We start from the raw sequence: 25,766 nt of genomic DNA, 5'->3' as shown, positions 1-25,766 counted from the left end.
CGTGCGAGGCTTGGCAGGTGACTGCCTACCGACTCGTATTTGAGGGCCTCGACACCGCCCGCATTCGGCCGGAGGACGTCGAGCAGCCTGCGCCCCTGGCGTGGTTCCGGGTCACATACGTGGACGCCTCCAATGAGGCATCGGCGGTGCACGTGTACGGCCATCACGAGCAGGTGTCGGAGCGGCCGTGGTTGGCGACGCACGAGTCGATCGCGGCGGCCGTTGCGTTCTGCGACTCGCTCCCGCGCGTGGGCGGGAGCGGTGACTACAACTGGTCGGAGGGGTCGGTCGTGACAAGCCCCAGCGCCTAGGGCTACTGCGACGCTTCCACGAGCAGGCGGGCCAGTGCGCGGCGGGCGCTGCCGGCCGCGGTGTCGTGGTCACTCACGTGAGCCAGGAGCTCGGCGCCATCGAGGGCCGCGGCGAGGTCGGTCGCGGCCGTCACGGGCGACGGGTGGCCGGCGCTGGTGAGGAGTCTCGTGAATTGGCGGTGGCGCCATTGCAAGTGCGTCTGTGCGGCGAGGCAGGCGGGGTGGTCCGTCTCGGGGTACTCGACGGTGGCGAGGATAAACACGTTCGCGGCCGGCGCCACAGCGAGGAGTGACGCGGCTGCGTCGACGACGTCGACCAGGGCATCGGCGGCCACGGGGTGGGCCTGCTCGCGCTCCGCGAGGTCGTCGACGCTGCGCTGGTGCTCCAGGTTGAGGTAGGCGACTTCGAGCTCGCTGCGGGAGCCGAAGTACTTGTAGAACGAGGCTTTGGCCACGTCCGCCTCTTCGGTGATGGTGTCCACGCCCGAGGCGCGGAATCCGTCGGTCTTGAACAGGTGCTCCGCGGCGGTCATGATGCGCTCTCGGGCGCCGGGGCCGCTGCCTTTCCGGGGGCGGCCAGGGCCTCGCTGATGAGGTATCGCTTCGAGGGTTGCGCCGTCGACGGCGTCTCGTAGTGCCCGCTCGTGGATGGTTCGTTCGACGTCGTCGACGGGCCAGTCGTGCAGCGCTGCGACCGGACCGTCGGGGCCGGCGTAGGTGCGCACGGGGCGGCCAATGCTGCGCCCTGCTGCACGAGCCAGACGTCGCCACTCTGCGGCCTGGACGGGCCCCGGGAGGGACGTGCGGGGGCGTGCCTGCCCGGTGGCGGTGAGATCCGCGAGGATCTCGCTCGCGGTCGGGTCGGGACGAGTCATCCGCTCACCGTACTGGCGACCGAGCAAGCGGGGCGGCACTAGCCGGGGGGCGCCGGTTTGGCGCTCCCCCGGTGCGCTTAGGAGGCCTCGTCGTCGAGCCCGGCGAGGTGGGTGTCGTCGTCGAACTTGTCGCCGTCCTCGGGGTTGTAGGTGGGGTCGTAGACGAAGCGGCCCTCAGCGTCGCGGACGGGCCCGGCGTTGATCGCGGCGGCCCACGGGTTGGTGTCCTCGGGGGTGGTGTTAGTGCTCATGCGCCTGTCCCTTCGCTCTCAGTGGCGCCACCGGCGGCGACGCGGTCGATGTGGTCGGGCCGGAAGCCGGTCCAGTGGTCGTGCTCGGAGACGACTACGACCGGGGCTCCGAGGTAGCCGAGCTCGCCCTTCACGTACTCGAGGGCGTTGTCGTTGGTGGTGACGTCGACGACCCGGTATTCGAGGCCCTTGGCGTCGAGGCTCTTGTACGTCGCGGTGCACTGCACGCAGCTGGGCTTGCTGTAGACGGTGATCATGTCGATTCCCCCTCGGGTTATTGTCACTCAGGACTGCCGAACATCGCCGTCCAGCATTCGGGGTGGGTGCCGTTGCGCACGAGCTCGCGACTCGGGGCGGGGCGGTCGGGCATGGCGTCCTGAATCGGGGCGCCGGTGACCCACGCGGCGACCTCGGCCGCGGTGAGCTCGACTGTGCTGGAGGCACCGCAGAACTGGCAGGCGTTGGTGACGTAGGGCGTTGTGGGGGTGGTGGTGGTGGTCATGGCTTCTGCTCCTGGGGCTGATCGGTGAGGATGGGAAGCGGGAGGGGGCGAATACGGTTCGTCCCCTCCCGCTTTGTCGTTACTCGCTGCGGGTCAGGGTGTCGACGAAGGTCGTGTAGTCGACGCCCGCGATCGCGTGGGTGTGGACGAGGGCCCACCCGTTGCTCGCGTACTGGGCGAGGTCGCTGTCGCGCTCCCCGATCTTCCGAAGCTGACGGTTCAACGCCTCCTCGCTGACCACGGGGACCAACGTCGTGATGGTGGTGATCTGCTGCTTCTGCATTTGCTTCCTCTCCCTCTCGTTTTTTTGCCGTGAAGGCGGTTTCCCGCCTTAGCGACCGGAGGGCGCAGTGCAACCCGAAGGGCGGCAGGGGAGAGAATTTCGGCGCGAAATAAGGGAGCTTGCGACCGCGTGCCGAAAATCTCGGAGGAGCCGGTGGCGCAGCCACTTGAACGGAGACCCGGAGGTGGCTACGAGGGAGCGCAGCGACCGAGCCGCCGAAGGCTTCACGGCAAAAAGACGTGCCCGAAGGGCATTGAGCGCCGCGCAGCGGCTCCCCGGGAGCGCAGCGACTCCCCCGGACCGCAAAGCGGGCCGTTCGCTACTGTCGACCCGTGATGATGCGAGTCGTGATCCTCCTAGGCGTCGGCCTCATGGTGGTCATCGCCGTGGTCGCAATGGTGCTCATGGTGAAAGACATTCGCGCCAATCGCCCCGCGTCTAGGCGCGCAATCATGACGCTCTGCGCAGCCGGCATCGTCGCGGCCGCGACCATCGCCTACGCCGTCATCTGACACGAGCACTCGTCGGCCGGCACCGGACTCGAGAACGGTCTGTGCGCACGAAGAAGCCCCCGCCCGGCTGGGGGGAGCCGGAATGCGGGGGCTGCTGCTGCCTAGCGGGTTAGGGGCCGCCCGGCAGCTCTCGGCCAGCTCGGGGGGAAGCTGACCGGAGCCAAGCTACGCGCGGCCCCTGACGGCTCTCTCGGGCTCAGTAGGGAGCGACCGAGGTCACGATGCGATCCTCGGGGAGCGTGGCGCGCACTTGGTCGATCGCGTCGGCCGGCGTCGGGGCGCCTGTCTCGACGGCCACGGCCTCGGCGCTCGTGTCGCCCTTGGGGCGGTGCCTGACGAACCAGCTCATGCCTGGGCGCTACCCGCGGTCATGACGGCCACTCGTCCGGCTCAGGGTGCAGCCGGCCCGTGAGGGCCGACAGCTCGGCCTCGTGCTGGATCATCCACGCGACGGCGCTGTTCAAGCTATCCTCCCGGTGCAGCCAGGGCCGGCCGCCGGCATCGTCTCGGCCGTGGGCGTAGCAGTGGTAGACGAAGCCGCCCAGCTCGGGGCGCGACAGGACATAGCCGAGGGGCGCGGCACGGTCTCGGCGGACCTTCCAGACACCGAACGTCCCCGGGATCGGCGGGACTGCGAACGGGTGCGTCGGAATCGGACGGCGCAAAACGCGGGCAGCTACTTCACCCGATCCCTGGACTCCCACGCGGTGACCCTATGGTCCGCCACTGTCAGTCGTGAGGAGCTCACAGCGGTGTCTCCCTGACCGCTACGATCCGCCGTTTACCCGGAAGAGTTCATCGACCAGGTCATCGATATTTTGCTGCACGCTGATCATCCCTTGCTCATTTGAGCCGTGGGCGAGACGAGATTGTTCTGCCAGCGCTGCGTGGTTGCCGTTGCCGGAGTCGAAAATTGGGATGCTCACGGGCACGCGAATTTTGAACGACCGCTGCCTCACTGGAACGAATGACAAAGTTAGACACAAGCGTTGAATTCAGTACCGCACATATGTAATGCGCCTCATCTAGCGAGATGAAAGCCCCGTCCGGGCGTTCGGAAATCGAGACGGCGTGGTTCTGGAACACCGGCTTGGTCGTAGTGCCCCAAGGCGTCGCAACGTCACTCAGGACTGATGCGCCCCATTTCGTGTTGTCCCTGAAGCAGACGTAGTTGCTTGCATGGGAATAAGCACCAACTCGCGCCACCGCGTAAAACTCAGTCGAATGAGTTTCGCCAATGATGCGCTGGTTGTACTGAGTCTGGCTCTCGAAGACGTTTCGGTAGGCAACCAGCAGCCGCGCCAGCTGCGGGTATTCATCCATCAGCCGGTCGAGCGGAAGAGGGCTTCGTCCAGTAGCGAAGTCCGGGGAATAGTAGAAGGGCACATAGAACTGGGGTGCTTTGATACCGAATCGAGAAATCATGGGCCCCTTGATTAGGGGCCGCATGACGCTCGTTTCGAGTTCGCGGGTCATTGCGGGAATACGATGTTTTGAATTGGGGCTTTGGTAATTGCGGAATTTGGCGGTCGTGGGGGTGCTGCCTGGACCGACGTATTCGAAGAGCAGTAGCTCCTGCGGGTAGAACTCGATACCTTCTCGTCCTCGGTAAGGAGACTCCCCCGCTACGGCGGCGAAGGCGTGTACTTCTGGTGCGCTTGCGCCCCGGGAGAAGTAGGACTTGCCCGCGTGGATGGGTTCCGCCCACGTGGCTTTTTCGACGAAGAGGTCCTCCGGTAGTTCACTGAATCGGTAGGACGTCGAAGGGTCAGGAAGGGGAACTGTTCGGGCCTTGTGCAACTCGCGAACGGCGACACCTGGCCAGTCGGCGGGTTTTTCGCTGAGGAACACGTAGGTGAAGAACTTCTGCTGTACGGGCTTGAATGGGTGGCCCGCTTTCTGCCAGTCGGTGAGCTTTGACAGATAGATGCGGTCACCGGAGGGACCTGTTTTGAGACGTCGGAAACCTTCGTAGGACTGCTGGAAGAGGAGGGTGTCGGGCATCAGCATGGCCAGAGCCCCACCAGGTGCGAGCCAGTTCTCAGCCGCCGTGAGAGCTATGAGTGCGCAGACGTTGAGGTTGATGCCGCCGGTTACGCCATCACCGGAAAAGATGTCCCGCTCAATGCACAGCTCGACTAGAGATCGTCGGTAGTTCTCGGGAAGGTTCTTCCAGTCGATCCACGGGGGGTTACCGACAACGATCTCAAATTTACCGATGGCGCCGGTTGTCAGGAAGTCGGCAATGATGCGCGGCCAGATGCCATTCCATTCTCGTTCTTCGAGCTCCACGAGTTGATCGGCCAGTTGACCAATTTCGCTTGTAATTGCCTCAGTGCGTTCGTCTTCGGCAACCAGCGCCAGAAGGGCAGCCTGAATACGGCTTCGGTCTCTTGCCTTGGTGAAAAACTCGACCCGGGCCATTTCCGTGGTGAATTTGGCCACGTCGCGCAAGGCTGACCTCGGCATTGTGACTTGCAGTGGCTGCTGAAGCGTCCGAATGGAGTAACTGAGGCAATCGACACCGTCTATCACCGTAGGTTCAGGAGTGACTGATGCGTCGCCGAGATACACAGGGATATGGAACGCGGGCCGGTCTCCGAGCAACGGTGAGATGTTGATGAAGTAGTTCATCCGCGCGGTGAGAACTGCAAGAGGGTTTAGGTCGATGCCCACGATTCGTTGGAGCACAGAGTCCAGGCGATCTGCGAGCGGCAGATCGTGGGTTTCATCCAGGATTTTCTGCATTCCCATTGTCAGGAACGTTCCGCTGCCGCAGGTGGGATCAAGCAGTCGCCAGGCCTCTGCGTCGGAAGTGCTGAGTTGCTCGATGGCTTGGTTGATGGTGTCGTCGGCAAGCCATGACGGCGTGTAGTACTCCCCCAGAGAATGCCGGACCTTCTCGGGGATCATGTGCATGTAGAAGTCTTTGAACAAATCTCGTGCCGCGACGCGATCGCCGTGGAATGCGGGGAGTGCCTCGAATTCGGCGATATCCTGAAGCACTGGCTGGACGGCTCGATGAATTACCGGCGTGAACTGATCGCTTTGTGCGTACCAGGAGAAGAAGTCGCCTTCGAGGAGATTCTCGACTCCGCGGTCTCTTACTTCGCTGCCGTCTTCCATCGCTTCGAGGAACCGTTGCGTGGTGGCGCGGTCGGCCATGGCGACGCTCGCAAGATCACTTGATGGCCGGAACTGCGTAACCCCCTGAAGAACGCCCATGCCAATGCACTTGAGGACAATGGAGTAGGCGGTCTGCAAAGCGAAGAGCGCCCGATAATCCGGCAGGAAGCTCGATTCGTCGAGGGATACCCCGACGGCATCTTCCAGGGCAGACCGTCGATCAAGAATCGCCTGCTGCTTCGACGTATCGTCGTGGGCCAGCTTGAACAACAGTTGCCATTCTTGGAACAGCATCTGAGTACGTCCTACGGCCGATTCTGAGGCGAGTTCGTTGTAAAGCACGGTCGCCAACTCTTTAGTTGATGCAGTGGAACCGGTGAAATGCTTGACCAAGTTTTCGCCCGAGAGTGCTCTAAGCGTGGTGCTTACAACGGCCTGCGCGTACTCAAGCAAGAAGTCGCCGTCGAGCGGACGCAGAGGCCCCTCGAACGTTCCTGAGGCATTGACTATTAGCCGCTTGGCCTTGACGCCGTCGGTGACGTAGGCCGCGACGGTGCGGCCGTCGTCGGCGAACAAGCTGTGGGCGTAGGCCGTTACCTGCCGCGTGGCGGCTTCCTGCAACCGAGGGGTGTTAAACGTCGAGGGTTGTTTGAACTCGATGATGACGTCGCCAACTCGACTATCGATCCGCCCACGAAGGCGCTTGGCTCCGAGCGAGAGCCCTTGCTCTTTGACCGGTGCGTACTCGACACCAATCCGCTGGAGCGCCATCGCGAGCTGCGTGTCGAACGCGGCAGAGATCGTCGCCTCGTTCGCGGAAGTCTGAGCAATGGCGTTGATTGCCCGAGCTGCGTCACGAAGAACGGCTGCGAAATCGGGGTGCCTCAGCCCATATTGACGAAGGTCGGAGTCAAGTCCTGGCGCCACGGAGTTCCTACTCTCAGCAGCTTCTGAAGCCGCGTACCTCAGTTGTGGGCGTGCCTGGGACACGCATGGCCCCCAGAAAGGGCGAGCCAATTCTAGTCAGCCGGGATGTCTGAGGAGTGCACCGAATACGCTCTGCGCAGGTGGCACCACGACGAAACGGGGACAGCAATGGCGGAGCTCACGCAGGCAATATTCGAACAAATTGTGCGCGAAGAAACGACCGATATTTACAGGCTCCAGAACGTCACAGTTCAAGGCTGGGTGGTGATATTTGAAGTCCAGGCGCGGCGGACCGCCTGGGAGGCACGAGTCGAATTTGATCCTGATACTGCTCACGCGACGATCGTGTCCATGTACGCCGGCGCTGGCGTCCCCCGTACGGTTGCCGATCGAGTTCAAGCCGGAATCCGCGCCGTGCTGGAGACCCCGTAGAGCGTTGCGCCATCCCGCAGGCCTAGAAAGGAAGGCTCGTGGCAGCGAGGCGGAGGTGTCCAATAGCCGCTCGCCATACGGATAGGTCGACTCCTTGCAGCTCAGCGAGTCTGGCTAAGCAGTTCTTGCCAAGCCGTATTGAAGTCCGCTGTCCGGTCGACGCCGCGCGCCTTCGACGATCGCAGCTGCGAGACCGTGACAACAGTGCCGTTCGTGTGCTGCTTGAACGACCCGTGCTCGCGGACCTCTTCCGGGGTCCACTCTCTCGCCGCGATGACCTGCCCGACCTCGTTGTCGATGACCAGGAATGCGCACAGGTCGAAGTCAAACGACCGGATCGGTGAGAACACGGCACCGCTAGCCATGCCAGGCCGCACCAGTCGTACCTTCACCTGCACCTTGCGACCATCGGCAGCGGCAAGGTCGTACGACTTTTCCGAATTCGGGGCGAGCAGCCCGTCGTAGACCATCGCGGCGCAGAACTCCGCAAGGTCTCCGATGGGTGCGTTATTAGTGCGAACAAGATGTCGGGTCCGAAGCTCGGCAAGAACGTCGGTGTAGGTGTCGAGCAGTTCCCCGACGGTCAGGTGCGCGAGCGGCGTTTCGTCTTCCTCAGCGACGTCGTCGAGGTCGTTCGTCTCCGGAGTCACACTTGGTTCCATCGCGATCGCCCCTGCGGGGTTCCTCGAAAACCGGGCCGCAAGAACCGCGACCTGCTCGCCGGTCAGGGCCCAGGGCTGCCCCGCCTCAGTCGGGTGCCGCCATCCCTGCGTACGCATCCACTCGCGCACCCGCTTAGGATCGGCGCCAATCTGCGCGGCAAGTTCGGGGACTGACAGATGCTCGCTCATGAGCAAACGGTAGCGGTGGACCGGAACACAGTTCGGTGTCAGTGAGCCCCACGTCGGCCCTCAGGTACTGATCCGACAGGGCAGCAAGACGGGCACCGGGCGTACGTCCACGTGCCCGTCTCGCTAAACCGAGCAATGTCGGTGGGTGCCGCTACGGTCCGGCCATGGAAATGCTTCCCACGGGCGCCGAAGCCCTCATCGCAGCAATCGGTCTGGCTTTCATCGCACTCGTGGCGAACAAGGCGGCTGCCGGCCTCTGGTTCGTCGTCACAGTCATCGGCCGCGGGCTCTACTGGGCCACGATCGGCTGGTGGGTCGCTCGCATCAAGCACGCCATCGTGGGCTATTGAGGCGTCTCGATAGACGATCCGTCATCAGACACATGACAGATGCTCAGGCGATGCGATTCCGGAAGGCATTGACGGCGTTGTATCCCGCAGAGCCAAACTTTGAGACCTGAGGAAGGAGAGGCCGCACTTCCTCAATCGCGTCGAGCCGATCGCGCTCTGAGACCGCCCCATTGCGCTCGGAAAGGCCCAGATAGAGAGCCCACAGCCGCTCATAAAGCTTTTGGTGAGTGGACTCATTGACGGCGCCTACAAGGGCCCCAACGAGATCACGGAGTGTTGCTGTATCGGGGACTGGCATGCCTAGATATTGGCAGAAATAGGTGTCTCGATAGGCGATCGTTCACCGAACGCTGCCGCACTTCGACCACTCCCCCGGAAGTGCGCTGACCTTGCCGTCTCAATAGGTCAGTCCGAAACGCATCTCGGTGAAGGCTCTCCTACCGGGCGCCTGGGTCACTGATGTCAGGTCCCCTGACTTGAGGCCGGTAAGACCAGCTCAAGCGTCGTCCCAGTGTCAGACGTTGCGGCCACCCGCACACTGCCGCCGTGACGAAGAGCAACCTCCCTGACGAGTGCGAGGCCGATGCCGAAGCTGGGACGGCTGGCGTGTGCGTTCGTCCCAGTGGTCTCGGGTGCCGGGTCTGAGCGGGCGAACCGGTCGAAGACCCGGGTTGGTTTGATACCCGTTATGCCTGGCCCCTCGTCAGTTACCGTGATGACGGCTGAGTCACGCTCGAGACGGGTCGACACGGTCACGGTTGATCCCGGGGGCGCGTGGCCGATGGCGTTGTCGACCACAGCAAGAACCGCCCGGCGGAGGCTCGCAGCCGACGCATCAACAAGTGCGAAGCCAGCAGCGTCGTACCGCAGGGCTACATCGTGCTCGTCAGCGAGGACTGACATTGACCGAAGGACGTCCTCGACGACCTCGTTGAGATGCACGGGGTCGGACATGGTCGCCGCAGCGGAAGAGTCTCCTCCCGCTGCTTCGAGCAGGTCGCCGACGATGTCGATCAAGGCCCGCGAGTCGTCACGGAGTCTCGCTAGGTCAGCGGTGACCCTGTCGTCGGCTGTCGCTGCGCCTCCGGTGATCTTGCGCTGCAGCGCCTGGAGGCGGGCGTCCAGGACAGCAAGAGGTGTCCGGAGCTCGTGGCTGGCGTCGGCGACAAACTGTCGTTGCACGCGGAGCGCGTCACCGAGTGGCCGGACGGCGCGTCGAGCAATGACTACGGTCACGAGGCCGGCGAAGACGACGCCTCCGATACCGAGCACAATGAGGCCGGCCACGACGTCGATTGCTGAGACGAAGACCTCGCCCTGGCCAGCGGCGGCGACCTGTTCAAGTCGCTCCTTAGGGACGGTCTGGTGCAGCACCCACGCGATCGTCAGGGCGAGTGCGCCCACTACGACGAGGGCCGAGACAAGCATGATCTGCAGGCCGATTGATCGCGTGGCGGTCCGTAGTGCTGCGTCGTCGGCGGCCGAGCCCACTCTGGTTTCTCGTTGCCTTCTCACAGGGCACCCACCCGGTACCCGCGCCCGCGCACGGTCAGCACGACGTCGCGGTCGATCTTGCGGCGCAGGTAGCTGACGTAGGTGTCGACGGTGCCGAGCTGCTCGCCGTGCGGGAACACCCGGGAGAGCAGGTCCGCCCGGTCGAAGGTGTGGCCGGGGTGGCGGGCCAGCTCGGCGAGCAGGGCGGTCTCCCGCTCACTCAGCACGACGCGGCTCGACCACGGAGTGACGACGATGCGGCTCTCGGGATACAGGCGGGCCTCCCCCACGTCGAGCCAGCGCTCCTCGGCGGCGAACGACCGCGTCAGGGCGCGCAGCCGGGCGAACAGCTCGTCGAACTCGAACGGCTTGACGAGGTAGTCGTCAGCCCCGCCGTCGAGCCCCGCGACGCGGTCGGCGGTCGTGCCGAGCGCGGTCAACATCAGCACCGGCGTCGTCACGTGCTCCCGACGCAGGGTCGCGACGAGCTCGGTGCCCTCGAGCCCCGGGAGGCGCCGGTCGACGACCAGCACGGCGTACCCACCAGCTCGTGCGGCCTCGAGCCCCCGCCGGCCGTCGGCCACGAGGTCGACCTGCCAGGCCTCGCCGAGCACGTCGGCCACGATGGGCCCGAGTCCAGGGTCGTCCTCGACCAGCAGGAGGCGCGGGCGCGTGTCAGGACCGGTCACCCACCGCCTCCTCGTCTCTGGTCGTCGTCGTCGGCTCGGTGTCGTTCGAGGCCCGGGCGGCGTGCGAACGCCGCAGGGCGGTGACCACGATCGGCAGCACCGACACGACGACGAGCCCGACGGCGAGCAGGTCGATGTGGTCTGCCACGAACGGTAGGCCACCGAGCAGTGATCCGAGCACCGTCATGCCGACGGCCCAGAGGAACGCACCGGTGAGGTTCCACACGATGAACCGGCGGTACGGGTAGCCGCTGGTGCCGGCGGCGAGGGGCACGAAGGTGCGGACGACGGGGACGAACCGGCCGAGCACGAGCGCTTTGCCGCCGTGCCGCTCGAAGAACGCCTGGGCCTGCTCGAGGTGTGCCGTCTTGAGCACGCGAGCGTCGGGGCGGAACCAGCGACGCCCGAACCGGTGGCCGAGGAAGAACCCCACCTGGTCGCCGGCCGCCGCCGCGAGGAACGCACAGAGGGCGATCACGGTGACGCTCAGCCCGAGGCTCTGGTGCAGCAGGCCCGCGGTCACCAACAGAGAGTCGCCGGGCAAGAAGGGGAAGAGCAGGCCCGACTCGACGAAGATCATCAGCGACAGGCCGCCGAGGGCCCACGGGCCCATGCCGGCGAGGAGGGTCTGGGGGTCGAGGATGCTCATGAGCGGGTCCGTCCTGGGTCGGTGGTCGCGGAGGGGTTCGGCGCCGACGGCCCGAGGGGGTGGGCCGACACCGAGCGCTGCTCGATCCGGTCGAGGAGGCGCAGCCACGGCGGCAGGGCCAGCGCCACCACCGAGCAGCCGAGCACGACCGAGGCGAGCGTGTCGCTCGGGTAGTGCACGCCCACCCAGACGCGCGACAGCCCGACGACCGCCACCGCCGCCCCGCACATGGCGACGACGACCCCTGTGCGGCGATGCCCCCAGGCGATCAGGACCAGTGCGAGTGCGAGCCCTGTCGCGAGGGCGGTGTGGCCACTCGGGAACGAGAAGGAGTGCGGCTCGATGATGAGGGGGTCGACGAGGAGCCCTGGGTCGGGTCGGTCGCGTTGCACGACGAGCTTGACCAGCTCGGCCGCGGCCCATGGCCCGACCGCGACGCCGAGCACCGTGAGGGCGGCAGCCGCGCGACGGCTCACGACCCACACCGCCACGACCAGCAGCAGCACGAGGGCCGCGCCCAGCTGCGGCGCGAGCAGGCGATCCACGAGCAAGGAGGCCTCGTCGAGCACCGGAACGTGCGCACGGCTCGCGCGCTGCACGAGGTCGAGGTCGACCTCGCTCACGCCGCCCGCGCCCGCGGTGATCAGCAGCCCCGCGACGACCACGCCGACGATGCCGGTCGCGCCCCACGCCGCCCACGCCCGGTCGTGGACGACCGCTCGGACGGCGGGGAACACAGGAGGCGCGGTGCGGCCGCGAGGAGGCGCCGATGAGGGCGCACGGTGCAAGACGGTCATGCACGCAGGCTCCGCCCGGCCGTCCCAGAAACCGCCCAGACGTACTCGCGGGCTCGTCAGCATCCGGGCCGTCGCTGCCCAGCGAGTTTCTGGGGGAATTCTGGGAGCTGACGCGCGAAAGTCACTACGGGGTTTTTCCTCGCCCTCACCCCGGGCATTAATCGCGACTTGATCGCCGTGAACTGCGAGAAAGAGAAGACCATCCATGGACTGGCAGCTCAACGGCCTCCCCCTGCACCCGCTCATCGTCCACCTCGTCACCGTCGCGTTCCCGACAGCGTCCCTGCTGATCCTGGTCGGGGCATTCTGGCCCGCGCTTCGACGACGACTCGGCATCATCACCCCACTGATCGCCCTGGTCTCGCTGATCGCCGTGCCCCTCGCGACGTCGTCGGGTGAATCGCTGGAAGAGCGGGTCGGTGGCAGCGCACTACTCGAGACCCACACGGAGCTGGGCGACACCCTGCTTCCTTGGGCGATCGCGGTGTTCGTCGTGGCCGTGGCGCAGTGGGCGTGGCAGCACTGGGTGCTGACGCCTGAGGCGCAGCGGCCTCGTCCTGCGGTCCGTGGCAGCGCACGACTGATCGTCGGCGCCCTGCTGATCGTGCTGGCCGTGGGGACGAGCATCGGCGGGATCGTCACGACGGTCCGGATCGGTCACTCCGGCGCGGAGGCCGTCTGGTCGGACTCGAGCGAGGGATGACACCCGAGATGGTGAGGGCAGGCTCCGCTGCGTGGCAGCCGAACCCCTCGGGTGCTGTGATGGCGTCATGACTGACGCGTCACCTCTCCCCACCCATCCCGACGAGCCCCACGCCGGGAGCCTGGCCGGGCGCCTCAACTGGCTCCGTGCCGGCGTCCTCGGCGCAAACGACGGAATCGTCTCCGTCGCCGCAGTCGTCGTCGGTGTTGCCGGGGCGACAACATCGACCCCGGCCATCGCCACCGCCGGCATCGCCGCCCTGGTCGGCGGCGCGATCTCGATGGCCCTCGGTGAGTACGTCTCGGTCAGCAACCAGACCGACAGCCAACGAGCACTCATCGAGAAAGAGCGCGCTGAGCTGGCCGCCGACCCCGAGGCAGAACTCGAGGAGCTGACCGCACTCTGGCGCGCCCAGGGACTCAGCGACGACACCGCCGCCCGCGTCGCCGCCGAGCTCACCGAGCACGACGCCCTCGCAGCGCACCTGTCGGCCGAGCTGCACATCGACGAGGCCGACGTCGCCAACCCCTGGCACGCCGCCCTCTCGTCCGCCATCGCGTTCCTCGCCGGTGCAATCTTGCCGCTGCTGGCCATCCTGCTGACGCCTGCCAGGCTGCGCGTGCCGGTCACCGTCCTGGTCGTGCTCCTCGCCCTCGCCGCGACCGGCGCACTCGGCGCACGCCTGGGCCAGGGTGCCGTCGGACGCGCGACCCTCCGCGTCGTCGTCGGCGGCGCGCTCGCCCTGGCGGCGACCTACCTCGTCGGCACCCTGCTCGGCACCGCCGGGATCGCCTGAGCCGGCCTCCCCGACAGCACATACCGACTCAGAAAACCCCCATCTCGGGAACTTGCCGAGAGCATCAAGAACCCATGGCCTGACCCGGGTTTTGTCATAGGTGGCCCATAGGTTCACGCGTTCTGATCGGTGTTGTCCACCTCTCCGGTGAGACCCGCAGGCTCGGCAGGCCGCTCCCGAACGGACACACCATGACCGCGACGTTGCACCACACCCCACCGGCTCCGCCCTCCCCACCCACTCGGTCGACCTCACGACGCGACCTCACGGCCGTCCGTCCCCTTGCCGCCAAGGCACGCCGTCGCCGGGCAGCAGTCGACCTGCTGGGGATCGCCGTGTGGGCCTCTGCGGCGATGGCGGTCACCCTCTGGCTGACCTCGGGCAGCGTCGACGTCTCCGGCCCCGGGCAAGTCCTGATCTCCGCCGGCATCGTCACCGGCCTAGTGGGCACCGACCTGATCCTGGTCATGCTCGTCCTCGCCGCGCGCCTGCCCGTCATCGACCGGCTGGTCGGTCACGACGCCGCGATGGCCCATCACGGCAAGCTCGGCAAGCCGGCCCTGTACCTGCTGCTGACGCACGCGGGCCTGCTCATCGGCGGCTACGCGGTCGAGGCAGGCGACAGCGTCGTGGCCGAGACAGTCGGCCTGTGGAACACCCCCGACGTGCTGCTGGCGTTCTTCGGCCTGGGAGGCCTCGTCGCCGTGGTGTGGACCTCGATCGTCGCGGTCCGCAGAGTGCTCCCCTACGAGGGGTGGCACGCCATCCACCTGCTCTCGTACGCAGCCGTCGCCGTCGCGATCCCCCACCAGCTCTCACAGGGGCAGATGCTCGCGCAGGGCAGCTGGGAGCGCGCGTACTGGATCGCCCTGTACGTGGTGGCACTCGGTTCGGTGGCCGTGTTCCGGTTCGCGCTCCCCGCCTTCAGGTCCCTGCGGCACGGCGTGGTCGTCACGGGCGTCGAGCGCATCGCCGACGACGTCGTCTCCGTCCACCTGCACGGCCGTGACCTCGACCGCCTCGGCGCGGTCGGCGGCCAGTTCTTCGTGTGGCGGTTCTGGGCGCCCGGGCTCTGGTGGCACGCCCACCCGATCTCGCTCTCCGCCGCGCCGACCGCGACGGGCATGCGCCTCACGGTCCGCGCCCTGGGCCGGGGCAGCGCCTCCCTGGCGTCCCTCCGCCCCGGCACCCGTGTCTCGTTCGCCGGCCCCTACGGGATCTTCACCGAGGCCGTCCGCACCTCAACGAGGGTCGCGGTCGCCGCCTCCGGCATCGGCGTCACCCCGGTCCGGGCGTTCCTCGAGCGCCTCGACGCACCCCCCGGGGCCGTGACGATCTTGCTCCGCGCCCGGTCCGAGCGCGAGACGTTCCTCTGGCACGAGATCGTCACCTGGGCGCACGCCCGCAGTCACCAGGTCGCCGTCAGCGTCGGCCCCCGGGGCAGGGGGCCCGCGTCCTGGCTGGCCGAGGGCGACACCTCGCGTGGCGTCACGGCCGCGAGCGTGTTCCCCGACCTCGCCCACTCCGACCTGTACGTCTGCGGCCCCGGACGTTGGAGCGACCTCGTCGAGCAGGACGCCGCCGCAGCCGGGCTGCCGGCCGACCAGCTGCACAGGGAGAGGTTCGACTGGTGAGAGCACGCATCGTGATCGGCGGCCTCCTCGTCTCCGCCGGCATCCTCGCCGTCGGCGTCGAGTCGACCGTGACCCAGCTGTCCGCCACCACCTCGCTCGTGCAGCCACTGGCCGGAGCGGCTCCGTCGTCGGGCGGCACCGGCACCGAAGGCACCTCGGGCACCGCCGGTGCGGCCCCGTCGTCGAGCCCGTCGTCGTCGGACACCTCGGGCAGCAGTCCCGCCGCCACGACCGGCCTCACAGACGGCACGTACACCGGCACGGCCGTCTCCACCCGCTACGGCACCGTCCAGGTGCAGGTGACGATCAGCGGCGGGACCTTCGGCGACGTCACCGCGCTGCACCTCACCGACGACGACGGGCGCAGCGTCCAGATCAGCGCCCGCGCCGCACCCGTCCTGGCCCAGGAGGCCGTCGCGGCCCAGTCCGCGTCGATCGACACCGTCTCGGGTGCGACCTACACCTCGGACGGGTACCTCCAGTCGCTGCAGTCCGCCCTCGACCAGGCCCGGTGACACGGTGACCCACGTCTTCCGCGCCATGGGCACCGTCGTGTCGGTCCTCGTCGACGGCGGCGCTCCCGACACGGCGACCCTCGACGCGGTCGAGGCGGTGTTCGACGACCTCGACCGCGAGTTCAGCCGCTGGCGCCCCGACTCCCCCGCGTCGCGGATCGCCGACGGCCGGCTGTCGCTCCTGCGCTCGTCGGACGCTCACAGGGAGTGCTACGCCGAAGCCCTCCGCTGGCGTGCCGACACCGCAGGGGCGTTCACGCCACACCGCCCCGACGGCACGGTCGACCTCGCGGGCACGATCAAGGCAGCCGCGACCGAGGCCGCCGGCGACGTCCTCGACGCCACCGGCCACGAGCGCTGGTGCCTCAACGCCGGGGGCGACATCCTGACCCGAGGAGGCACACCCGCGCACCCGTGGAACGTCGCGCTGGCAGACCCCGACCACCCGCAGCACGTGCTGCGGGTGGTGTCGCTCCACGGCGCGCGACGAGCCGTCGCGACCTCGGGCACGAGCCAGCGCGGCGAGCACGTCTGGCGGACCGACCCGGAGAGCACCTACCGGCAGGTGACCGTCGTCGCCGACGACCTCATGACCGCCGACGTCCTCGCCACCGCGATCCTCGCCGGCGGCCCCCCGACCAGGTCGCTCGCCGAACGGGGCTGGCCCGTCAAAATCGTCACGGTCGACCGCACGGGTGAGCCCGCGTCCAGCTCGGGGCCGTGACCCAGGCGGCCCGAGTACAGCTGGTGCCGGAGCCGCCGCTCCCGCCCCGCCACGACGACAGGAGACACGGATGCCCCTCATCAGGATCGACCTCGTGGAGGGCCGCTCGGACGAGTAGATCGCCGCGATCGGCGACACCCTCATGCGGACCCTCGTCGACGTGTACGGCCTGCCCGAGCGCGACCGCTTCCAGATCGTCACCGAGCACGCCCCCGGCCGTCTCACCGCCCTCGACGTGGGGCTCGGCATCGAGCGCTCCGAGCAGGTCGTCATCATCCAGATCTTCACGCAGGCCGGGCGCAGCACCGACGAGAAGCAGGAGTTTTTCCGCACCCTGGCCGAGAACCTGGCCGCGGCGGGGGTCGCCGGCGAGGACCTGGTGATCGGCTTCGTCGAGAACGGCCCCGCCGACTGGTCGTTCGGCTTCGGCCGCGCCCAGTACACGACAGGAGAACTCACCACCCCGGGAAACTGACCACCAACACCAGTGCCCCAACACTGTCGCGACAGCCGATTGCCTGACGGACACTTCCATGGTGCGCTCAGGCGAGGGTGAGGAAGAGCTTCTCGATCTCGTCGACCGTGAGCTTGCGCCCCGCCGCGATGCCGTCGACGGGCTTCGTGTCCTCGTCGGCGATGAGACATTCGCGCATCGCGGTCGAGACGATAGCGAAGCCAGCGCGGTCGAGGGCGCTGCTTACGGCGGCGAGTTGGGTGACGACGTCGCGGCAGTCGCCCCCGTTCTCGATCGCCGTGATAACGGCGGCGAGCTGTCCTTGGGCGCGCTTGAGACGGTTGGCGACCTTGCGGATCGCGGCGGGGTCGTGCAGGGCGCCGTCAGTGGGGGCGGTGTCGGTCATGCGCGGTCGACCGGGTTGCCGGCGGCGATCCATGCGGAGGTGCCGCCTTCCACGTTGACGGCGTCGTAGCCGTGGGCGGTGAGTGTGGCGGTCGCGCGGGCGCTTCGGCCTCCGGACTGGCAGATGATGTGCACCGGGGTGCCCGTGGGCACGTCGCCCAGGCGATCCTCGAGCTGGGACAGGTGGAGGTTGCGGGCGCCGGGGACGTGGCCGCTGGCGTATTCGTCTGCCTCGCGGACATCGATGACGACGGGGTCCTCAAGGGCGGCGAGCTGGTCGACGGTGATCTGGTTCATGGGTTCTCTTTCGTGGAGTTTTTCGGATCGGCGATTCTGCGAGTGTCGTGGGGTCAGGCTGTTGCTGTGGCAGAGCGGTGGGCTGCGATGCCGGCGCGCCAGGTGAGCCAGCCGCCGTCGAGGTTACGGGCGTCGTGGCCGAGCTGGGTGAGGAGTCTGGCGGCCGTGTGGCCACGCTGACCCACCTGGCAGTGGACCACGAGCGGCCCGGCCGGCAGTTCGGTGTGCCGAGCCCGGAGATCGTCCAGGGGAAGCGAGATGGCACCGGGGATGGAACCTGCCTCGTGCTCAGCCGCTGAACGGACGTCGATCAGGGTCGCCCCGGACGCCATCAGCGCGTCGAGTTCGTGCCACTGCGCTGTGCGCGTCGCACCTCTTGCAGTGTTCTCGGCGACGTAGCCGAGCATGTTGATCGCGTCCTTCGCCGAGCCGTACTGGGGTGCGTAGGCGAGCTCGAGCTCGGAGAGGGCACTGCCGGTGAGGCCGGCGGTCATCGCAACGGCGATTACGTCGATGCGTTTGTCGACGCCGTCACGCCCCACGATCTGGGCGCCGAGAATTTGGTCGGTCACCGGGTCGACCATCAACTTGATCGCCATCTGCTGTGCTCCTGGGTAGTAGCCGGCGTGCGAGGACGGGTGGGTGTGCACGACCCGGACGTCACGTCCTGCCGCGCGGAGACGCTTCTCGTTCCACCCGACCAACGCGACGGTCAGTCCGAGGACGCCGAGGATCGACGTCCCGAGGGCGGGCCGGGCTGCGGTCGAGGAGGCGCCGGCGATGTCGTCCGCCGCAGCCCGGCCGTGCCTGTTGGCGAGCCCTGCCATGGTCACGAGGGTCGGTTCAGCGTCGAGGTGGTCGATCTTCTCGACGCCGTCTCCGACCGCCCAGATCGACGGGTCGCTGGTCCGCTGGTGAGCGTCGACGGCAATTCCTCCGGTGGGCCCGATGACGAGTCCCGCCTCCCGGGCAAGGCGGCTCTCGGGCTGGACACCGCTTGCCTCGATCACGAGATCAGCGGCGACGGTCGTTCCGTCGCTGAGTTCCACCAGGCCACCGGATGTCCCCGTCACCGTCGTGCCCGTGCGGACGTCGACGCCGGCGGCGACGAGCGCGTCGTGCACCGGAGCGGCCATCTCGGGGTCGAGAGGAGAGAGGACGTGCGCTCCACGCTGCACGAGGGTGACCCGTGCATGGCGGGCAAGGAGATTCTCGACGGCTTCGAGGCCGATGAATCCTGCCCCGATCACGAGGACGTCGGCCTGCCCGGGGGCTCCGTCGAGAACGGCGTTGACGTGGTCGACGTCATCGACGCTGCGCAGGGTGTGCGTCGGGATGACGCCTGCCGTCACGCCGGCCGAGGCTCCAGCGCCCGCAGCGAGCACGAGGTCGTCGTACGGTTCGACTGAGCGTCGCCCGGTCGCGAGGTCCACGACTTCCACGGTCTTGGCGGCGGGATCGATCGCGGTGACCTCGTGGCGGACGCGGACGTCGAGCGCGAAGCGCGCGGACAAGGACTCGGGCGTCTGCAGCAGCAGCGACGAGCGATCCGGGATGATGCCGCCCACGTGGTAGGGCAGGCCACAGTTGGCGAAGGACACGTACGCGCCCCGCTCGAAGACCAGGATGTCGCGACTCTCGTCCAGGCGACGCAGTCGAGTCGCCGCGGACATACCGCCGGCGACACCTCCGATGATGATCGTTCTCATGTTTGCCACGATACCCCGGGGGGTATACGTTTGTCTAGTGCCGTCAGTCGACGGCGACCGTTGAACGAGAGGACTCCCCATGTGCCGACAGGTGACCTGCAAGGTGTGCGGCAAGGCAAGTTGGGCTGGCTGTGGCCAGCATGTCGACCAGGTGATGGCCGGCGTGCGACGGGCGGACCGATGCCCTGGCCACGTGAAGGAAAAGAGCGAGGGCAGTTTCTTCTCGCGCCTGTTCGGACGGTGACCTCCGCCTGGCCGCGAAGAAGTCGATCGGTCGCGGGACGCTCGACGGCGCCGGCCACTCTCCCGTAGTTGCAGAACGCGGATCGTCTCGGTAGGTCGGCCCGGAATCCCTCTCGGTGAGGGATCCCCTATCGGGCATGGATAAGTGGAGCACCGGATTGTTGGGCGTACTAAGTGAGACCGACAGCAATGGTCGCGGGCTCATTAGTGCGAGCGCGGTTCAGATGCTCGGACAAGGAACTGTCCCTCGTCGGTCACGATGTAACCGAAGGTGCGGGAACCTTCCGGCAAGGACGCAAGCACGCTTTTCGGGATGACGTCCTGGATTCCCTGAGCGGGACGACGAGCAGGTGTCGTGCCCTCGTCGTAGTCAGCAGCATCCAAGCTCGAAGGGGAGGAAGTCACAGCAACATTGTGGCCCCCCTCGGACTATCCACGACCTCGTGCCAGGTCCGTGAATCAATATCCGCCTTGGCCAAGCGTGATCGGTCTTGTCCCCCGTTCGTGGGACGCGGAGTGAAGGCGGGTACGCCTGTAATCAGCAGCCGCAGCTGGTACTCGTTCTGGCCTGTGGACTGCTGCAGCCCCTTTCCATTCCCCACCACCGCACCACAGGAGGAACGAATGATCGACAGCAACAGCATCTCTGGACTCTTCGGAGCCCGTGTCACCGACCGCAACGGCGACAAGGTCGGCACCGTGCAGCAGGTCTACGTCGACCAGGCCGGCGGCCACGCCCAGTTCGTCACCGTCAACACGGGCTTCTTCGGCACGTCCGAGTCGTTCGTGCCCGTCGAGGACGCCACGTTCGTCGGGGAGGACCTTACGGTCTCCTACGACAAGGCCACCGTCAAGGACGCCCCGCGCATCGACGCTGACGGTGCCCTGAGCGAGGACGAGGAGGCGCGCCTCTACAGCCACTACGGTCTCGGCGGCGGTACCTCGTCGACCACGGGCGACCGCGACGTCGACACCACGGCCGGTGCGGGCTACGTCGACACCGACCGCACCGACGACGTCTCAACCACCGCGTCGGCCGGGCACGACACCTCGGGCCCTGACACGGACGACGCGATGACCCGCTCGGAGGAGCAGCTCCACGTCGGCACCGAGACCACCCAGGCCGGCCGTGCCCGCCTCCGCAAGTACGTCGTCACCGAGCAGGAGACCGTCACCGTGCCCGTCTCGCACGACGAGGTCCGCCTCGAGCGCGAGCCCATCACCGACGCCAACGTCGGCGACGCCCTCGACGGCCCCGCGCTCAGCGAGGAGGAGCACGAGGTCGTGCTCAACCAGGAGCGCGTCGTCGTCGACAAGGAGGCCGTCCCGGTCGAGCGCGTGAAGCTCGGCACCGAGACCGTCACCGAGCAGCAGCAGGTCACCGAGGACGTCTCCCACGAGGAGATCGAGCTCGACGAGGACGGCACGGCCCGGGACACCACGACCCGCCCGTAGGCCCACGACGAGGAGCGGGGTGCCGGCGTCCCCGGCACCCCGCTCCTCCGCTTCTTCCCCGATGACGACACCACACGGCCCAGCCGAGCAGGAGAACGACCATGGACCCCGACGACCCCATCACCGTGGTCCGCCACGAGGAGCAGCTCCGTGTGCGCACCGTCGCCGAGCCCGTGGAGCGGATCCGCTACGAGAAGGTCGTCGTCGAGGAGGAGCGCACGATCACCGTGACGGTCCGGCGCGAGGAACTCCGCATCACCCGCGAGCCCGTCGACAGGGACGAGGTGGCGTCGGGAGCCGCGACGCCCTCCGAGGACGGGCCGCGGGTCATCGAGATGGTGCTGCACGAGGAGCAGCTCACGCTCGGCCGACAGGTCGTGCCGGTCGAGCGGGTCCGGGTGATCGTCGACCGGGTCGTCACCCAGGAGCCCGTCGACGCGACGGTCGCCCGTGAGGTCGTCGACGTCGACCTGATTCCTTAGACGCGACCTCAGTCTGGAGGGACGCGGGCTAAGGCCAGGCGCTGACCTCGTCCATGGCAGGCCACGCGGTGACTTGCCACGAGCGGCCGCAGAGCGAACAGAAAGCCTGTTCGGACTCACGCCTTTCTCGCTGGTCAGGCGTAACGCTGTGGTCACTGCTGAGTCCCACTCCGCCGCACTCGGTGTCGATGCATGCCAGCAAGGTCATCGGCCCATCGTGCGCCTCGAGACAGCAGCAGAGTGTTACGAGCGGATGAATTCTTGACCCGGTACCGCCCCTAGGACTTGTCGGCCTTGCGGGCTTTTTTGGCTAGCCGGTCTCGTTCTCGGATGAGCGAGTCGACCGTGCCGGCGTCGAGGACGTCGATGAACGGGTTGACCTGTCCCGTGCGTTCCTCCACCACAGCGGTGTACGCCGCGGCGGCCTTTCGAAGGTCTACGGCAGCTCGTGCCACCTTCTTCGGCGGCACCGGCTTCAGACCCGACAACTGGGCGTGCTTCTCGACTGCCTGGATGAGTTCCTTCGCGGCCGTGTCGATCTTCTTCGTCATGCGATCTTGATACCCCCGCCAGGTGAACAAGACGCACGAAATCGCATGCGCACCGCAGACCCGCCGGTCAACCGGCTGCGAAGACGCCCCAGCAGGCTTACGGCGCTGCGCACTAAGCCGAACCTCGGGGGGGCTTAGTCGACGCGCGCGATGCGGACGTCGATCCTCGTGGCTGTGATGCCCGCTTTGTCCAGGTAAGCCATGAGGGCGTCATGGACGCGGTGGGCGACGTCGGGCGAGATGCTGTCGGCGTCGGTGGCGATGGTGAGGGCGATGACGCCGTCGTCGCAGATCTCGATCCGGGGAGGCGGTGGTGGCGTCGTGGGATCGGGCGCCTGCCGGGCTGCGAGGAGAGCGGGCAGGGTCGCCCGTGGTTGGTAGATGTGCGCCACACCGGGGATGTCGTCGACGAGCGTCTCGAGTTCGAGGGCCAGTGCGTCACGGGCGTCGTCGCCGAGTTCGTGGCTGGTCATCGTTCCTCCTCCCGGACGGGCGCTGCGCCGTCGGCGCGAATCGTGACGTCGATGCTCTCGACGTTCATCTCCGTGTGCGTCCGCAGCGCCTCCTCGACGGCTGAGCACACCGCGTCAGTCACGGCGTCCTTCGTCGCGCCGTGGTCACGGACGATGCGTGCCCACACGCGGACGACGACCGGGGCGCCGGGTGTGGTGACGTCGCCCTCGAGGGTGCACCTGCCGATGAGGACACCGTCGACGGTGTCGCCGGCTCGGCGGACGATGCTGCGGACGGCTCCCTCGGTGATGACGGAGTTCTCGGTCTTCTTCAGCGGCGGGAGGGGGATGTCCCGGCCGGCGTGGGCCTCGAGGCTGATGTTGGTGATGATCTCGGTGATCCAGTCGTCCTCGCGGGCGTCCTCGTCGAGCGCATCGGCCTCGAGGGCTCCGTGGGAGAGCATGCGGACTCTTGTGAGGGCGTCGAGGGCGTTCTGGCAGGCGGGTGAGTCGTCGATCGTCGGGTCTGCCGGGGTCATCCCGGCGTCGAGGTAGTCGGCGAGCTCGTCGATGGTGTGCCCGTCGAGCCGGTCGTGCTCGAGCGACAGTGTCTTCACGTCGTCGCCGCTGACGCCGGCGGCCTCGAGGTCGTCGGGAAGGTCCGCGCTCATCGCCATGCCTCCATCTCGGTGATCATGTTCTTCCGCGCCCGGGAGAGGAGCCCCCGGACGGTCGACACAGGGAGCCCCAGGTCGTCCGCGATCTCGTCGTAGGAGTGCCCACCCATCTCCTTGAGGATCCAGGCCCGACGCTGGGCTGCCGGCATCGCCTCCAACGCCAGGGTCAGCGCGTGCTCCCGCGATCTGGCCTCCACGATCCGGTGGGGCGTCTCATGCTCCGACCCCTCGGAGTCGTGGTCGGCGATGTCGTCGTGGTCACGCCGGGCCCGGATCCTGTCCACGCACCGTCTGCTGACGATGCGCATCAACCAGCTCTTGACCTTCGCCGGGTCCTCGATCGACGGCAGCTGCTTCCACGCTGCGACGAAGGTCTCCTGGACGACGTCGTCGACGTCGTCGGAACGACCCAGGACCCGCCGCGCGTAGGAGCGCATCAACGGCCCGTAGCGGCGGACCAAGACTTCGAACGCCCGGACGTCGCCGTGACCGGCACGCTCGACGAGGGTGTGGTCGTCAGCGTCCGCGAGGTCGACACGGCGCGGCTGATCGGACATCCGTCAGTTCTACCCGGTCCACGGCTGCACGTGCCGACGAGAAAAGCGCGGGCGTCTGTGACGAATCGCTTCCCCGTCACGACTTGGTAGCAGAGGTCACGCCACCGGACGCGACCGCCCCTTCTCTCGGAGACGCCACCGCCCATGGACACCGCCCGCGGATCCCGCTCGGGAACAACGTCCCTTTTGTCTGACGTCGTCCGTTCCGAGACGCGGACGACGACCTGGTGTCAAGAGCTGCCCGGCGTCTGGGTGGCCAATCGTGACGGTGCCGTCGTGGCCGCTCTTCAGTGCGTCACCATCAGCGGTACCCCTCCGATAGCTGTTCCCTTCCAGAGTCTTGAAGATGCGCGGCAGACCGCCCACGGCCAGATCCGCACGAGCCTGGACGCACCAGGGCGCACACCCGTCAGGACGGGAGCGCCAGAGCACGTGAGAGGCATCGTCCGTGCTCTCGGATTGCTCCTGGGACGGGCGCTGTCCCCTCAGCTCCGCGCCTGACACCGCGTCCCCAGCCATAGACCGGAAAGATTTTTGGAGACCGGTGTGACGAAACGTGGAGTCGTTCCGACCTACCAATGACGCACACCTGGAGTTCCTCGACCCGACGAGGACGGTGCGTTCTCCCGCCTGACCCGATCGAGGAACAACACCCGTGACCCTGCTCGCGCCCGCACCCACCACCCGCCTCGCCGCGATCACCCTCACCGAGGCCGAGCCCGGCTTCTGGGTCGCCAACGCCGACGGCGCCTTTGCCGGCACCGTTGACCACCACGGCGACCACTTCTACGTCCGCGACTGCTTCAGCCAGTACCTCGGCGACTACAGCGACCTCACCGCAGCAACCGCCCGCCTCCGCGCAGACGCCACCGCCCGAGACGCCGCATGACGACCACACTGCCCCGCAGGACGACGGCCACCGGCGCCTCCGCGGTGACCTGGCACGAGACGGGCCCCGGCATGTGGACGAGCCGCACCGGCAAGGACATCGCCGGTGCCGTCCAACTCGTCGGGACCTTCATCACCACCAACGCCCGCGGCGACGTCGTCGGCACCTTCGACACCCTCCCCCAGGCCCAGGCAGCCCTGACCGCACCGTCCGCCCATCCAGGTCGGCCTCGCTCGCTCAGCAGACGCCTCCTGCCGTGGTCGCACGGCCGGTGACGAAGGCGCCCGAGGTGGCCGCTCCAGCTCCCGACCCGCAGCGCGCGCCTGAGTGCCGGCCGAGCACGTACCTCTCGATGCCGGACGTCCCTCGGGCCCGGATCGTCATCTATCCCCGGCGGGAACGCCGACGCCGCCTCAGCCCCGTCGAGATGGGGCCTGCCTACGCCGACTTCTTCTTCGAGGACACCACACGCCATGCCACTGCCTGACCCGAACCTTGCGCTCAACGCCCCCGTCACCCCCTCAGCCGGACTTGCCCTGCCGGAGACGGAACCCCTGGACATGGGCCCCCTGCTCGCCGACCGTGACTGACTCCGAACAACCCTCGTCAAGAGCGCTGTCTACCCGAACTCACTGCGGCAACTTCCCCACCACGAACTCGTCGCCTACCTCCTGCAGCGTTTCGCAGTGCCACGGCTCGGTGAACAAGACGCACGAATATGGTCTGGTCTCTCAGACGGGAAGCCACCTTCGACGTCCCCTGGCACCTGAGTGCTCACTCACCTGATCGTCTCCACCCGTGCACCACGCACCCGCAGATCCCTAGCTGCGGCCGAGGTGGAGGCCCGGCGGAGCAACGCCGCCCCGCCCTGCTGGGTCGCCGTGGCCCGAACCACGGCGACCCAGCGACACCCGTCGAACGGTTACGGCTAACGACGGGTCCGGCGCTTTGAACGCCTAGCGCTCCACCTGATGGTCACGAGCGATGAACGATCCCCTACCGGACAGGCCGTTGTTGGTTGGGACGGACGTAGAGCTGGCCATCGTCATCAAGGACGTAGCCGAACCGAGGTTCCCCCTCGGGAAAAGACGCCAGGGCCGCCCGCGACACCCGCGGCCGAGCCCCCTGCTTCGACATGACTTCCCTGCTGACCCTGTCGGGAACGTCATAGTCA

34 protein-coding genes are annotated in these 25,766 nt (G+C 67.4%); 14 read left to right on the top strand and 20 right to left on the bottom strand.

Going from position 1 to position 25,766, the window contains the following annotated elements:
* The first annotated feature begins 17 nt into the window (after nucleotides 1-17).
* The gene (locus tag F1C15_RS15835) at nucleotides 18-311 is read left to right on the top strand and encodes a hypothetical protein (RefSeq protein ID WP_185234481.1); all 294 of its coding nucleotides are present in this window, start codon (nucleotides 18-20) and stop codon (nucleotides 309-311) included.
* 2 nt (nucleotides 312-313) lie between these two features.
* Here F1C15_RS15835 and F1C15_RS15830 read toward each other — a convergent pair whose 3' ends face one another.
* The 5 genes from F1C15_RS15830 to F1C15_RS15810 all read right to left on the bottom strand — a co-directional run bounded on the left by F1C15_RS15830 (nucleotide 314) and on the right by F1C15_RS15810 (nucleotide 2,222).
* Nucleotides 314-1,186, bottom strand: a complete 873-nt coding sequence (locus tag F1C15_RS15830; RefSeq protein WP_219731614.1) for a TetR/AcrR family transcriptional regulator — start codon at nucleotides 1,184-1,186, stop codon at nucleotides 314-316.
* A 77-nt stretch (nucleotides 1,187-1,263) separates the two neighbouring features.
* Nucleotides 1,264-1,437, bottom strand: a complete 174-nt coding sequence (locus F1C15_RS15825; protein ID WP_185234476.1) for a hypothetical protein — start codon at nucleotides 1,435-1,437, stop codon at nucleotides 1,264-1,266.
* A complete protein-coding gene (gene nrdH / locus F1C15_RS15820) occupies nucleotides 1,434-1,694 on the bottom strand; it encodes a glutaredoxin-like protein NrdH (RefSeq protein WP_185234474.1) in 261 nt (86 codons plus the stop codon). Before nrdH ends, F1C15_RS15825 begins: the two co-directional genes overlap by 4 nt.
* Nucleotides 1,695-1,717: 23 nt before the next feature.
* Nucleotides 1,718-1,939: a hypothetical protein gene (locus F1C15_RS15815; protein WP_185234472.1), complete on the bottom strand. Its 222-nt coding sequence runs from the start codon at nucleotides 1,937-1,939 to the stop codon at nucleotides 1,718-1,720.
* 79 nt (nucleotides 1,940-2,018) lie between these two features.
* On the bottom strand, nucleotides 2,019-2,222 hold the full coding sequence (locus F1C15_RS15810) for a hypothetical protein (RefSeq protein WP_185234470.1): 204 nt from the start codon (nucleotides 2,220-2,222) through the stop codon (nucleotides 2,019-2,021).
* A gap of 332 nt (nucleotides 2,223-2,554) precedes the next feature.
* Between F1C15_RS15810 and F1C15_RS15805 the strand changes: the two genes are divergently transcribed.
* On the top strand, nucleotides 2,555-2,734 hold the full coding sequence (locus F1C15_RS15805; RefSeq protein ID WP_056047351.1) for a hypothetical protein: 180 nt from the start codon (nucleotides 2,555-2,557) through the stop codon (nucleotides 2,732-2,734).
* Nucleotides 2,735-2,930: 196 nt separating this feature from the next.
* On the opposite strand, the gene F1C15_RS15800 is transcribed toward F1C15_RS15805, so the two are convergent.
* From F1C15_RS15800 to F1C15_RS15790, 3 genes are all read right to left on the bottom strand, one after another.
* On the bottom strand, nucleotides 2,931-3,083 hold the full coding sequence (locus tag F1C15_RS15800) for a hypothetical protein (RefSeq protein WP_158612753.1): 153 nt from the start codon (nucleotides 3,081-3,083) through the stop codon (nucleotides 2,931-2,933).
* 19 nt (nucleotides 3,084-3,102) lie between these two features.
* Nucleotides 3,103-3,438: a hypothetical protein gene (locus F1C15_RS15795; RefSeq protein ID WP_185234468.1), complete on the bottom strand. Its 336-nt coding sequence runs from the start codon at nucleotides 3,436-3,438 to the stop codon at nucleotides 3,103-3,105.
* A 139-nt stretch (nucleotides 3,439-3,577) separates the two neighbouring features.
* Entirely contained in the window at nucleotides 3,578-6,787 is a 3,210-nt protein-coding gene (locus F1C15_RS15790) for an N-6 DNA methylase (RefSeq protein WP_185234466.1), read from the bottom strand.
* Between the two features lie 168 nt (nucleotides 6,788-6,955).
* Here F1C15_RS15790 and F1C15_RS15785 point away from each other — a divergent pair, with 168 nt between their 5' ends.
* Nucleotides 6,956-7,219, top strand: a complete 264-nt coding sequence (locus tag F1C15_RS15785; RefSeq protein WP_185234464.1) for a hypothetical protein — start codon at nucleotides 6,956-6,958, stop codon at nucleotides 7,217-7,219.
* A gap of 101 nt (nucleotides 7,220-7,320) precedes the next feature.
* On the opposite strand, the gene F1C15_RS15780 is transcribed toward F1C15_RS15785, so the two are convergent.
* Nucleotides 7,321-8,070, bottom strand: coding sequence for a hypothetical protein (locus F1C15_RS15780; protein ID WP_185234462.1), 750 nt, complete (start codon nucleotides 8,068-8,070; stop codon nucleotides 7,321-7,323).
* A gap of 164 nt (nucleotides 8,071-8,234) precedes the next feature.
* Here F1C15_RS15780 and F1C15_RS15775 point away from each other — a divergent pair, with 164 nt between their 5' ends.
* Nucleotides 8,235-8,420: a hypothetical protein gene (locus tag F1C15_RS15775; RefSeq protein WP_185234460.1), complete on the top strand. Its 186-nt coding sequence runs from the start codon at nucleotides 8,235-8,237 to the stop codon at nucleotides 8,418-8,420.
* Nucleotides 8,421-8,882: 462 nt separating this feature from the next.
* On the opposite strand, the gene F1C15_RS15770 is transcribed toward F1C15_RS15775, so the two are convergent.
* The 4 genes from F1C15_RS15770 to F1C15_RS15755 are packed head-to-tail and all read right to left on the bottom strand — an operon-like array spanning nucleotide 8,883 to nucleotide 12,049.
* Nucleotides 8,883-9,911, bottom strand: coding sequence for a HAMP domain-containing sensor histidine kinase (locus F1C15_RS15770; protein WP_185234458.1), 1,029 nt, complete (start codon nucleotides 9,909-9,911; stop codon nucleotides 8,883-8,885).
* Between the two features lie 20 nt (nucleotides 9,912-9,931).
* Nucleotides 9,932-10,603 (bottom strand): response regulator transcription factor, encoded by a 672-nt coding sequence (locus F1C15_RS15765; protein ID WP_185234623.1) that lies wholly within the window; start codon nucleotides 10,601-10,603, stop codon nucleotides 9,932-9,934.
* Nucleotides 10,590-11,252, bottom strand: coding sequence for a DedA family protein (locus F1C15_RS15760; protein WP_185232404.1), 663 nt, complete (start codon nucleotides 11,250-11,252; stop codon nucleotides 10,590-10,592). The genes F1C15_RS15765 and F1C15_RS15760 overlap by 14 nt, the downstream gene beginning before the upstream one ends.
* Nucleotides 11,249-12,049, bottom strand: a complete 801-nt coding sequence (locus tag F1C15_RS15755; RefSeq protein ID WP_185234621.1) for a phosphatase PAP2 family protein — start codon at nucleotides 12,047-12,049, stop codon at nucleotides 11,249-11,251. The genes F1C15_RS15760 and F1C15_RS15755 overlap by 4 nt, the downstream gene beginning before the upstream one ends.
* Nucleotides 12,050-12,254: 205 nt before the next feature.
* On the opposite strand from F1C15_RS15755, the gene F1C15_RS15750 reads away from it, so the two are divergent.
* From F1C15_RS15750 to F1C15_RS15725, 6 genes are all read left to right on the top strand, one after another.
* Nucleotides 12,255-12,752: a DUF2231 domain-containing protein gene (locus F1C15_RS15750; RefSeq protein WP_185234619.1), complete on the top strand. Its 498-nt coding sequence runs from the start codon at nucleotides 12,255-12,257 to the stop codon at nucleotides 12,750-12,752.
* 67 nt (nucleotides 12,753-12,819) lie between these two features.
* On the top strand, nucleotides 12,820-13,548 hold the full coding sequence (locus F1C15_RS15745) for a VIT family protein (RefSeq protein ID WP_185234617.1): 729 nt from the start codon (nucleotides 12,820-12,822) through the stop codon (nucleotides 13,546-13,548).
* A 353-nt stretch (nucleotides 13,549-13,901) separates the two neighbouring features.
* The gene (locus tag F1C15_RS15740) at nucleotides 13,902-15,182 is read left to right on the top strand and encodes a ferric reductase-like transmembrane domain-containing protein (protein WP_255465634.1); all 1,281 of its coding nucleotides are present in this window, start codon (nucleotides 13,902-13,904) and stop codon (nucleotides 15,180-15,182) included.
* Nucleotides 15,179-15,697, top strand: a complete 519-nt coding sequence (locus F1C15_RS15735; protein WP_199732409.1) for an FMN-binding protein — start codon at nucleotides 15,179-15,181, stop codon at nucleotides 15,695-15,697. Before F1C15_RS15740 ends, F1C15_RS15735 begins: the two co-directional genes overlap by 4 nt.
* 4 nt (nucleotides 15,698-15,701) lie before the next feature.
* On the top strand, nucleotides 15,702-16,421 hold the full coding sequence (locus F1C15_RS15730) for an FAD:protein FMN transferase (RefSeq protein ID WP_185234607.1): 720 nt from the start codon (nucleotides 15,702-15,704) through the stop codon (nucleotides 16,419-16,421).
* A 118-nt stretch (nucleotides 16,422-16,539) separates the two neighbouring features.
* Nucleotides 16,540-16,896: a tautomerase family protein gene (locus F1C15_RS15725; RefSeq protein ID WP_255465617.1), complete on the top strand. Its 357-nt coding sequence runs from the start codon at nucleotides 16,540-16,542 to the stop codon at nucleotides 16,894-16,896.
* A gap of 67 nt (nucleotides 16,897-16,963) precedes the next feature.
* Here F1C15_RS15725 and F1C15_RS15720 read toward each other — a convergent pair whose 3' ends face one another.
* Genes F1C15_RS15720 through F1C15_RS15710 form a run of 3 tightly spaced genes read right to left on the bottom strand, consistent with a single transcriptional unit; the run spans nucleotide 16,964 to nucleotide 19,286 of the window.
* The gene (locus F1C15_RS15720; protein WP_185232398.1) at nucleotides 16,964-17,281 is read right to left on the bottom strand and encodes a metal-sensitive transcriptional regulator; all 318 of its coding nucleotides are present in this window, start codon (nucleotides 17,279-17,281) and stop codon (nucleotides 16,964-16,966) included.
* The gene (locus tag F1C15_RS15715; RefSeq protein WP_185232396.1) at nucleotides 17,278-17,577 is read right to left on the bottom strand and encodes a rhodanese-like domain-containing protein; all 300 of its coding nucleotides are present in this window, start codon (nucleotides 17,575-17,577) and stop codon (nucleotides 17,278-17,280) included. Before F1C15_RS15715 ends, F1C15_RS15720 begins: the two co-directional genes overlap by 4 nt.
* Nucleotides 17,578-17,630: 53 nt before the next feature.
* On the bottom strand, nucleotides 17,631-19,286 hold the full coding sequence (locus tag F1C15_RS15710; RefSeq protein WP_185233938.1) for an FAD-dependent oxidoreductase: 1,656 nt from the start codon (nucleotides 19,284-19,286) through the stop codon (nucleotides 17,631-17,633).
* Between the two features lie 867 nt (nucleotides 19,287-20,153).
* Here F1C15_RS15710 and F1C15_RS15705 point away from each other — a divergent pair.
* Entirely contained in the window at nucleotides 20,154-20,984 is an 831-nt protein-coding gene (locus F1C15_RS15705) for a PRC and DUF2382 domain-containing protein (RefSeq protein WP_185234605.1), read from the top strand.
* Between the two features lie 101 nt (nucleotides 20,985-21,085).
* Complete coding sequence (locus tag F1C15_RS15700; protein WP_185234603.1) at nucleotides 21,086-21,466, top strand: DUF2382 domain-containing protein; 381 nt, start codon at nucleotides 21,086-21,088, stop codon at nucleotides 21,464-21,466.
* A 278-nt stretch (nucleotides 21,467-21,744) separates the two neighbouring features.
* Here F1C15_RS15700 and F1C15_RS15695 read toward each other — a convergent pair whose 3' ends face one another.
* The 4 genes from F1C15_RS15695 to F1C15_RS15680 form a co-directional block, all read right to left on the bottom strand.
* On the bottom strand, nucleotides 21,745-22,017 hold the full coding sequence (locus F1C15_RS15695) for a hypothetical protein (RefSeq protein ID WP_185234601.1): 273 nt from the start codon (nucleotides 22,015-22,017) through the stop codon (nucleotides 21,745-21,747).
* A 134-nt stretch (nucleotides 22,018-22,151) separates the two neighbouring features.
* Nucleotides 22,152-22,490: a hypothetical protein gene (locus F1C15_RS15690; RefSeq protein WP_185234600.1), complete on the bottom strand. Its 339-nt coding sequence runs from the start codon at nucleotides 22,488-22,490 to the stop codon at nucleotides 22,152-22,154.
* Nucleotides 22,487-23,140, bottom strand: a complete 654-nt coding sequence (locus tag F1C15_RS15685) for a hypothetical protein (RefSeq protein WP_185234598.1) — start codon at nucleotides 23,138-23,140, stop codon at nucleotides 22,487-22,489. Before F1C15_RS15685 ends, F1C15_RS15690 begins: the two co-directional genes overlap by 4 nt.
* Entirely contained in the window at nucleotides 23,137-23,703 is a 567-nt protein-coding gene (locus tag F1C15_RS15680) for an RNA polymerase sigma factor (protein ID WP_185234596.1), read from the bottom strand. The genes F1C15_RS15685 and F1C15_RS15680 overlap by 4 nt, the downstream gene beginning before the upstream one ends.
* A gap of 655 nt (nucleotides 23,704-24,358) precedes the next feature.
* Here F1C15_RS15680 and F1C15_RS15675 point away from each other — a divergent pair.
* Together F1C15_RS15675 and F1C15_RS15670 are read left to right on the top strand one after the other, a co-directional pair.
* Entirely contained in the window at nucleotides 24,359-24,592 is a 234-nt protein-coding gene (locus F1C15_RS15675) for a hypothetical protein (protein ID WP_185234594.1), read from the top strand.
* Complete coding sequence (locus F1C15_RS15670; protein ID WP_185234592.1) at nucleotides 24,589-24,867, top strand: hypothetical protein; 279 nt, start codon at nucleotides 24,589-24,591, stop codon at nucleotides 24,865-24,867. Before F1C15_RS15675 ends, F1C15_RS15670 begins: the two co-directional genes overlap by 4 nt.
* The last annotated feature ends 899 nt before the right edge of the window (nucleotides 24,868-25,766 follow it).

The organism is Frigoribacterium sp. NBH87, from assembly GCF_014217665.1.
Classification (GTDB): Bacteria; Actinomycetota; Actinomycetes; order Actinomycetales; family Microbacteriaceae; genus Frigoribacterium; species Frigoribacterium endophyticum.
This window is presented reverse-complemented; position numbering and strand designations above follow the sequence as displayed.

Coding starts and splice junctions, on each gene's coding strand:
- nrdH (WP_185234474.1), bottom strand. CDS start 1,694: ATGATCACCGTCTACAGCAAGCCCAGCTGCGTGCAGTGCACCGCGACG.
- F1C15_RS15690 (WP_185234600.1), bottom strand. CDS start 22,490: ATGACCAGCCACGAACTCGGCGACGACGCCCGTGACGCACTGGCCCTC.
- F1C15_RS15745 (WP_185234617.1), top strand. CDS start 12,820: ATGACTGACGCGTCACCTCTCCCCACCCATCCCGACGAGCCCCACGCC.
- F1C15_RS15750 (WP_185234619.1), top strand. CDS start 12,255: ATGGACTGGCAGCTCAACGGCCTCCCCCTGCACCCGCTCATCGTCCAC.
- F1C15_RS15715 (WP_185232396.1), bottom strand. CDS start 17,577: ATGAACCAGATCACCGTCGACCAGCTCGCCGCCCTTGAGGACCCCGTC.
- F1C15_RS15700 (WP_185234603.1), top strand. CDS start 21,086: ATGGACCCCGACGACCCCATCACCGTGGTCCGCCACGAGGAGCAGCTC.
- F1C15_RS15705 (WP_185234605.1), top strand. CDS start 20,154: ATGATCGACAGCAACAGCATCTCTGGACTCTTCGGAGCCCGTGTCACC.
- F1C15_RS15740 (WP_255465634.1), top strand. CDS start 13,902: ATGGCGGTCACCCTCTGGCTGACCTCGGGCAGCGTCGACGTCTCCGGC.
- F1C15_RS15695 (WP_185234601.1), bottom strand. CDS start 22,017: ATGACGAAGAAGATCGACACGGCCGCGAAGGAACTCATCCAGGCAGTC.
- F1C15_RS15810 (WP_185234470.1), bottom strand. CDS start 2,222: ATGCAGAAGCAGCAGATCACCACCATCACGACGTTGGTCCCCGTGGTC.
- F1C15_RS15685 (WP_185234598.1), bottom strand. CDS start 23,140: ATGAGCGCGGACCTTCCCGACGACCTCGAGGCCGCCGGCGTCAGCGGC.
- F1C15_RS15760 (WP_185232404.1), bottom strand. CDS start 11,252: ATGAGCATCCTCGACCCCCAGACCCTCCTCGCCGGCATGGGCCCGTGG.
- F1C15_RS15670 (WP_185234592.1), top strand. CDS start 24,589: ATGACGACCACACTGCCCCGCAGGACGACGGCCACCGGCGCCTCCGCG.
- F1C15_RS15720 (WP_185232398.1), bottom strand. CDS start 17,281: ATGACCGACACCGCCCCCACTGACGGCGCCCTGCACGACCCCGCCGCG.
- F1C15_RS15775 (WP_185234460.1), top strand. CDS start 8,235: ATGGAAATGCTTCCCACGGGCGCCGAAGCCCTCATCGCAGCAATCGGT.
- F1C15_RS15825 (WP_185234476.1), bottom strand. CDS start 1,437: ATGAGCACTAACACCACCCCCGAGGACACCAACCCGTGGGCCGCCGCG.
- F1C15_RS15800 (WP_158612753.1), bottom strand. CDS start 3,083: ATGAGCTGGTTCGTCAGGCACCGCCCCAAGGGCGACACGAGCGCCGAG.
- F1C15_RS15785 (WP_185234464.1), top strand. CDS start 6,956: ATGGCGGAGCTCACGCAGGCAATATTCGAACAAATTGTGCGCGAAGAA.
- F1C15_RS15680 (WP_185234596.1), bottom strand. CDS start 23,703: ATGTCCGATCAGCCGCGCCGTGTCGACCTCGCGGACGCTGACGACCAC.
- F1C15_RS15755 (WP_185234621.1), bottom strand. CDS start 12,049: ATGACCGTCTTGCACCGTGCGCCCTCATCGGCGCCTCCTCGCGGCCGC.
- F1C15_RS15815 (WP_185234472.1), bottom strand. CDS start 1,939: ATGACCACCACCACCACCCCCACAACGCCCTACGTCACCAACGCCTGC.
- F1C15_RS15780 (WP_185234462.1), bottom strand. CDS start 8,070: ATGAGCGAGCATCTGTCAGTCCCCGAACTTGCCGCGCAGATTGGCGCC.
- F1C15_RS15710 (WP_185233938.1), bottom strand. CDS start 19,286: ATGAGAACGATCATCATCGGAGGTGTCGCCGGCGGTATGTCCGCGGCG.
- F1C15_RS15830 (WP_219731614.1), bottom strand. CDS start 1,186: ATGACTCGTCCCGACCCGACCGCGAGCGAGATCCTCGCGGATCTCACC.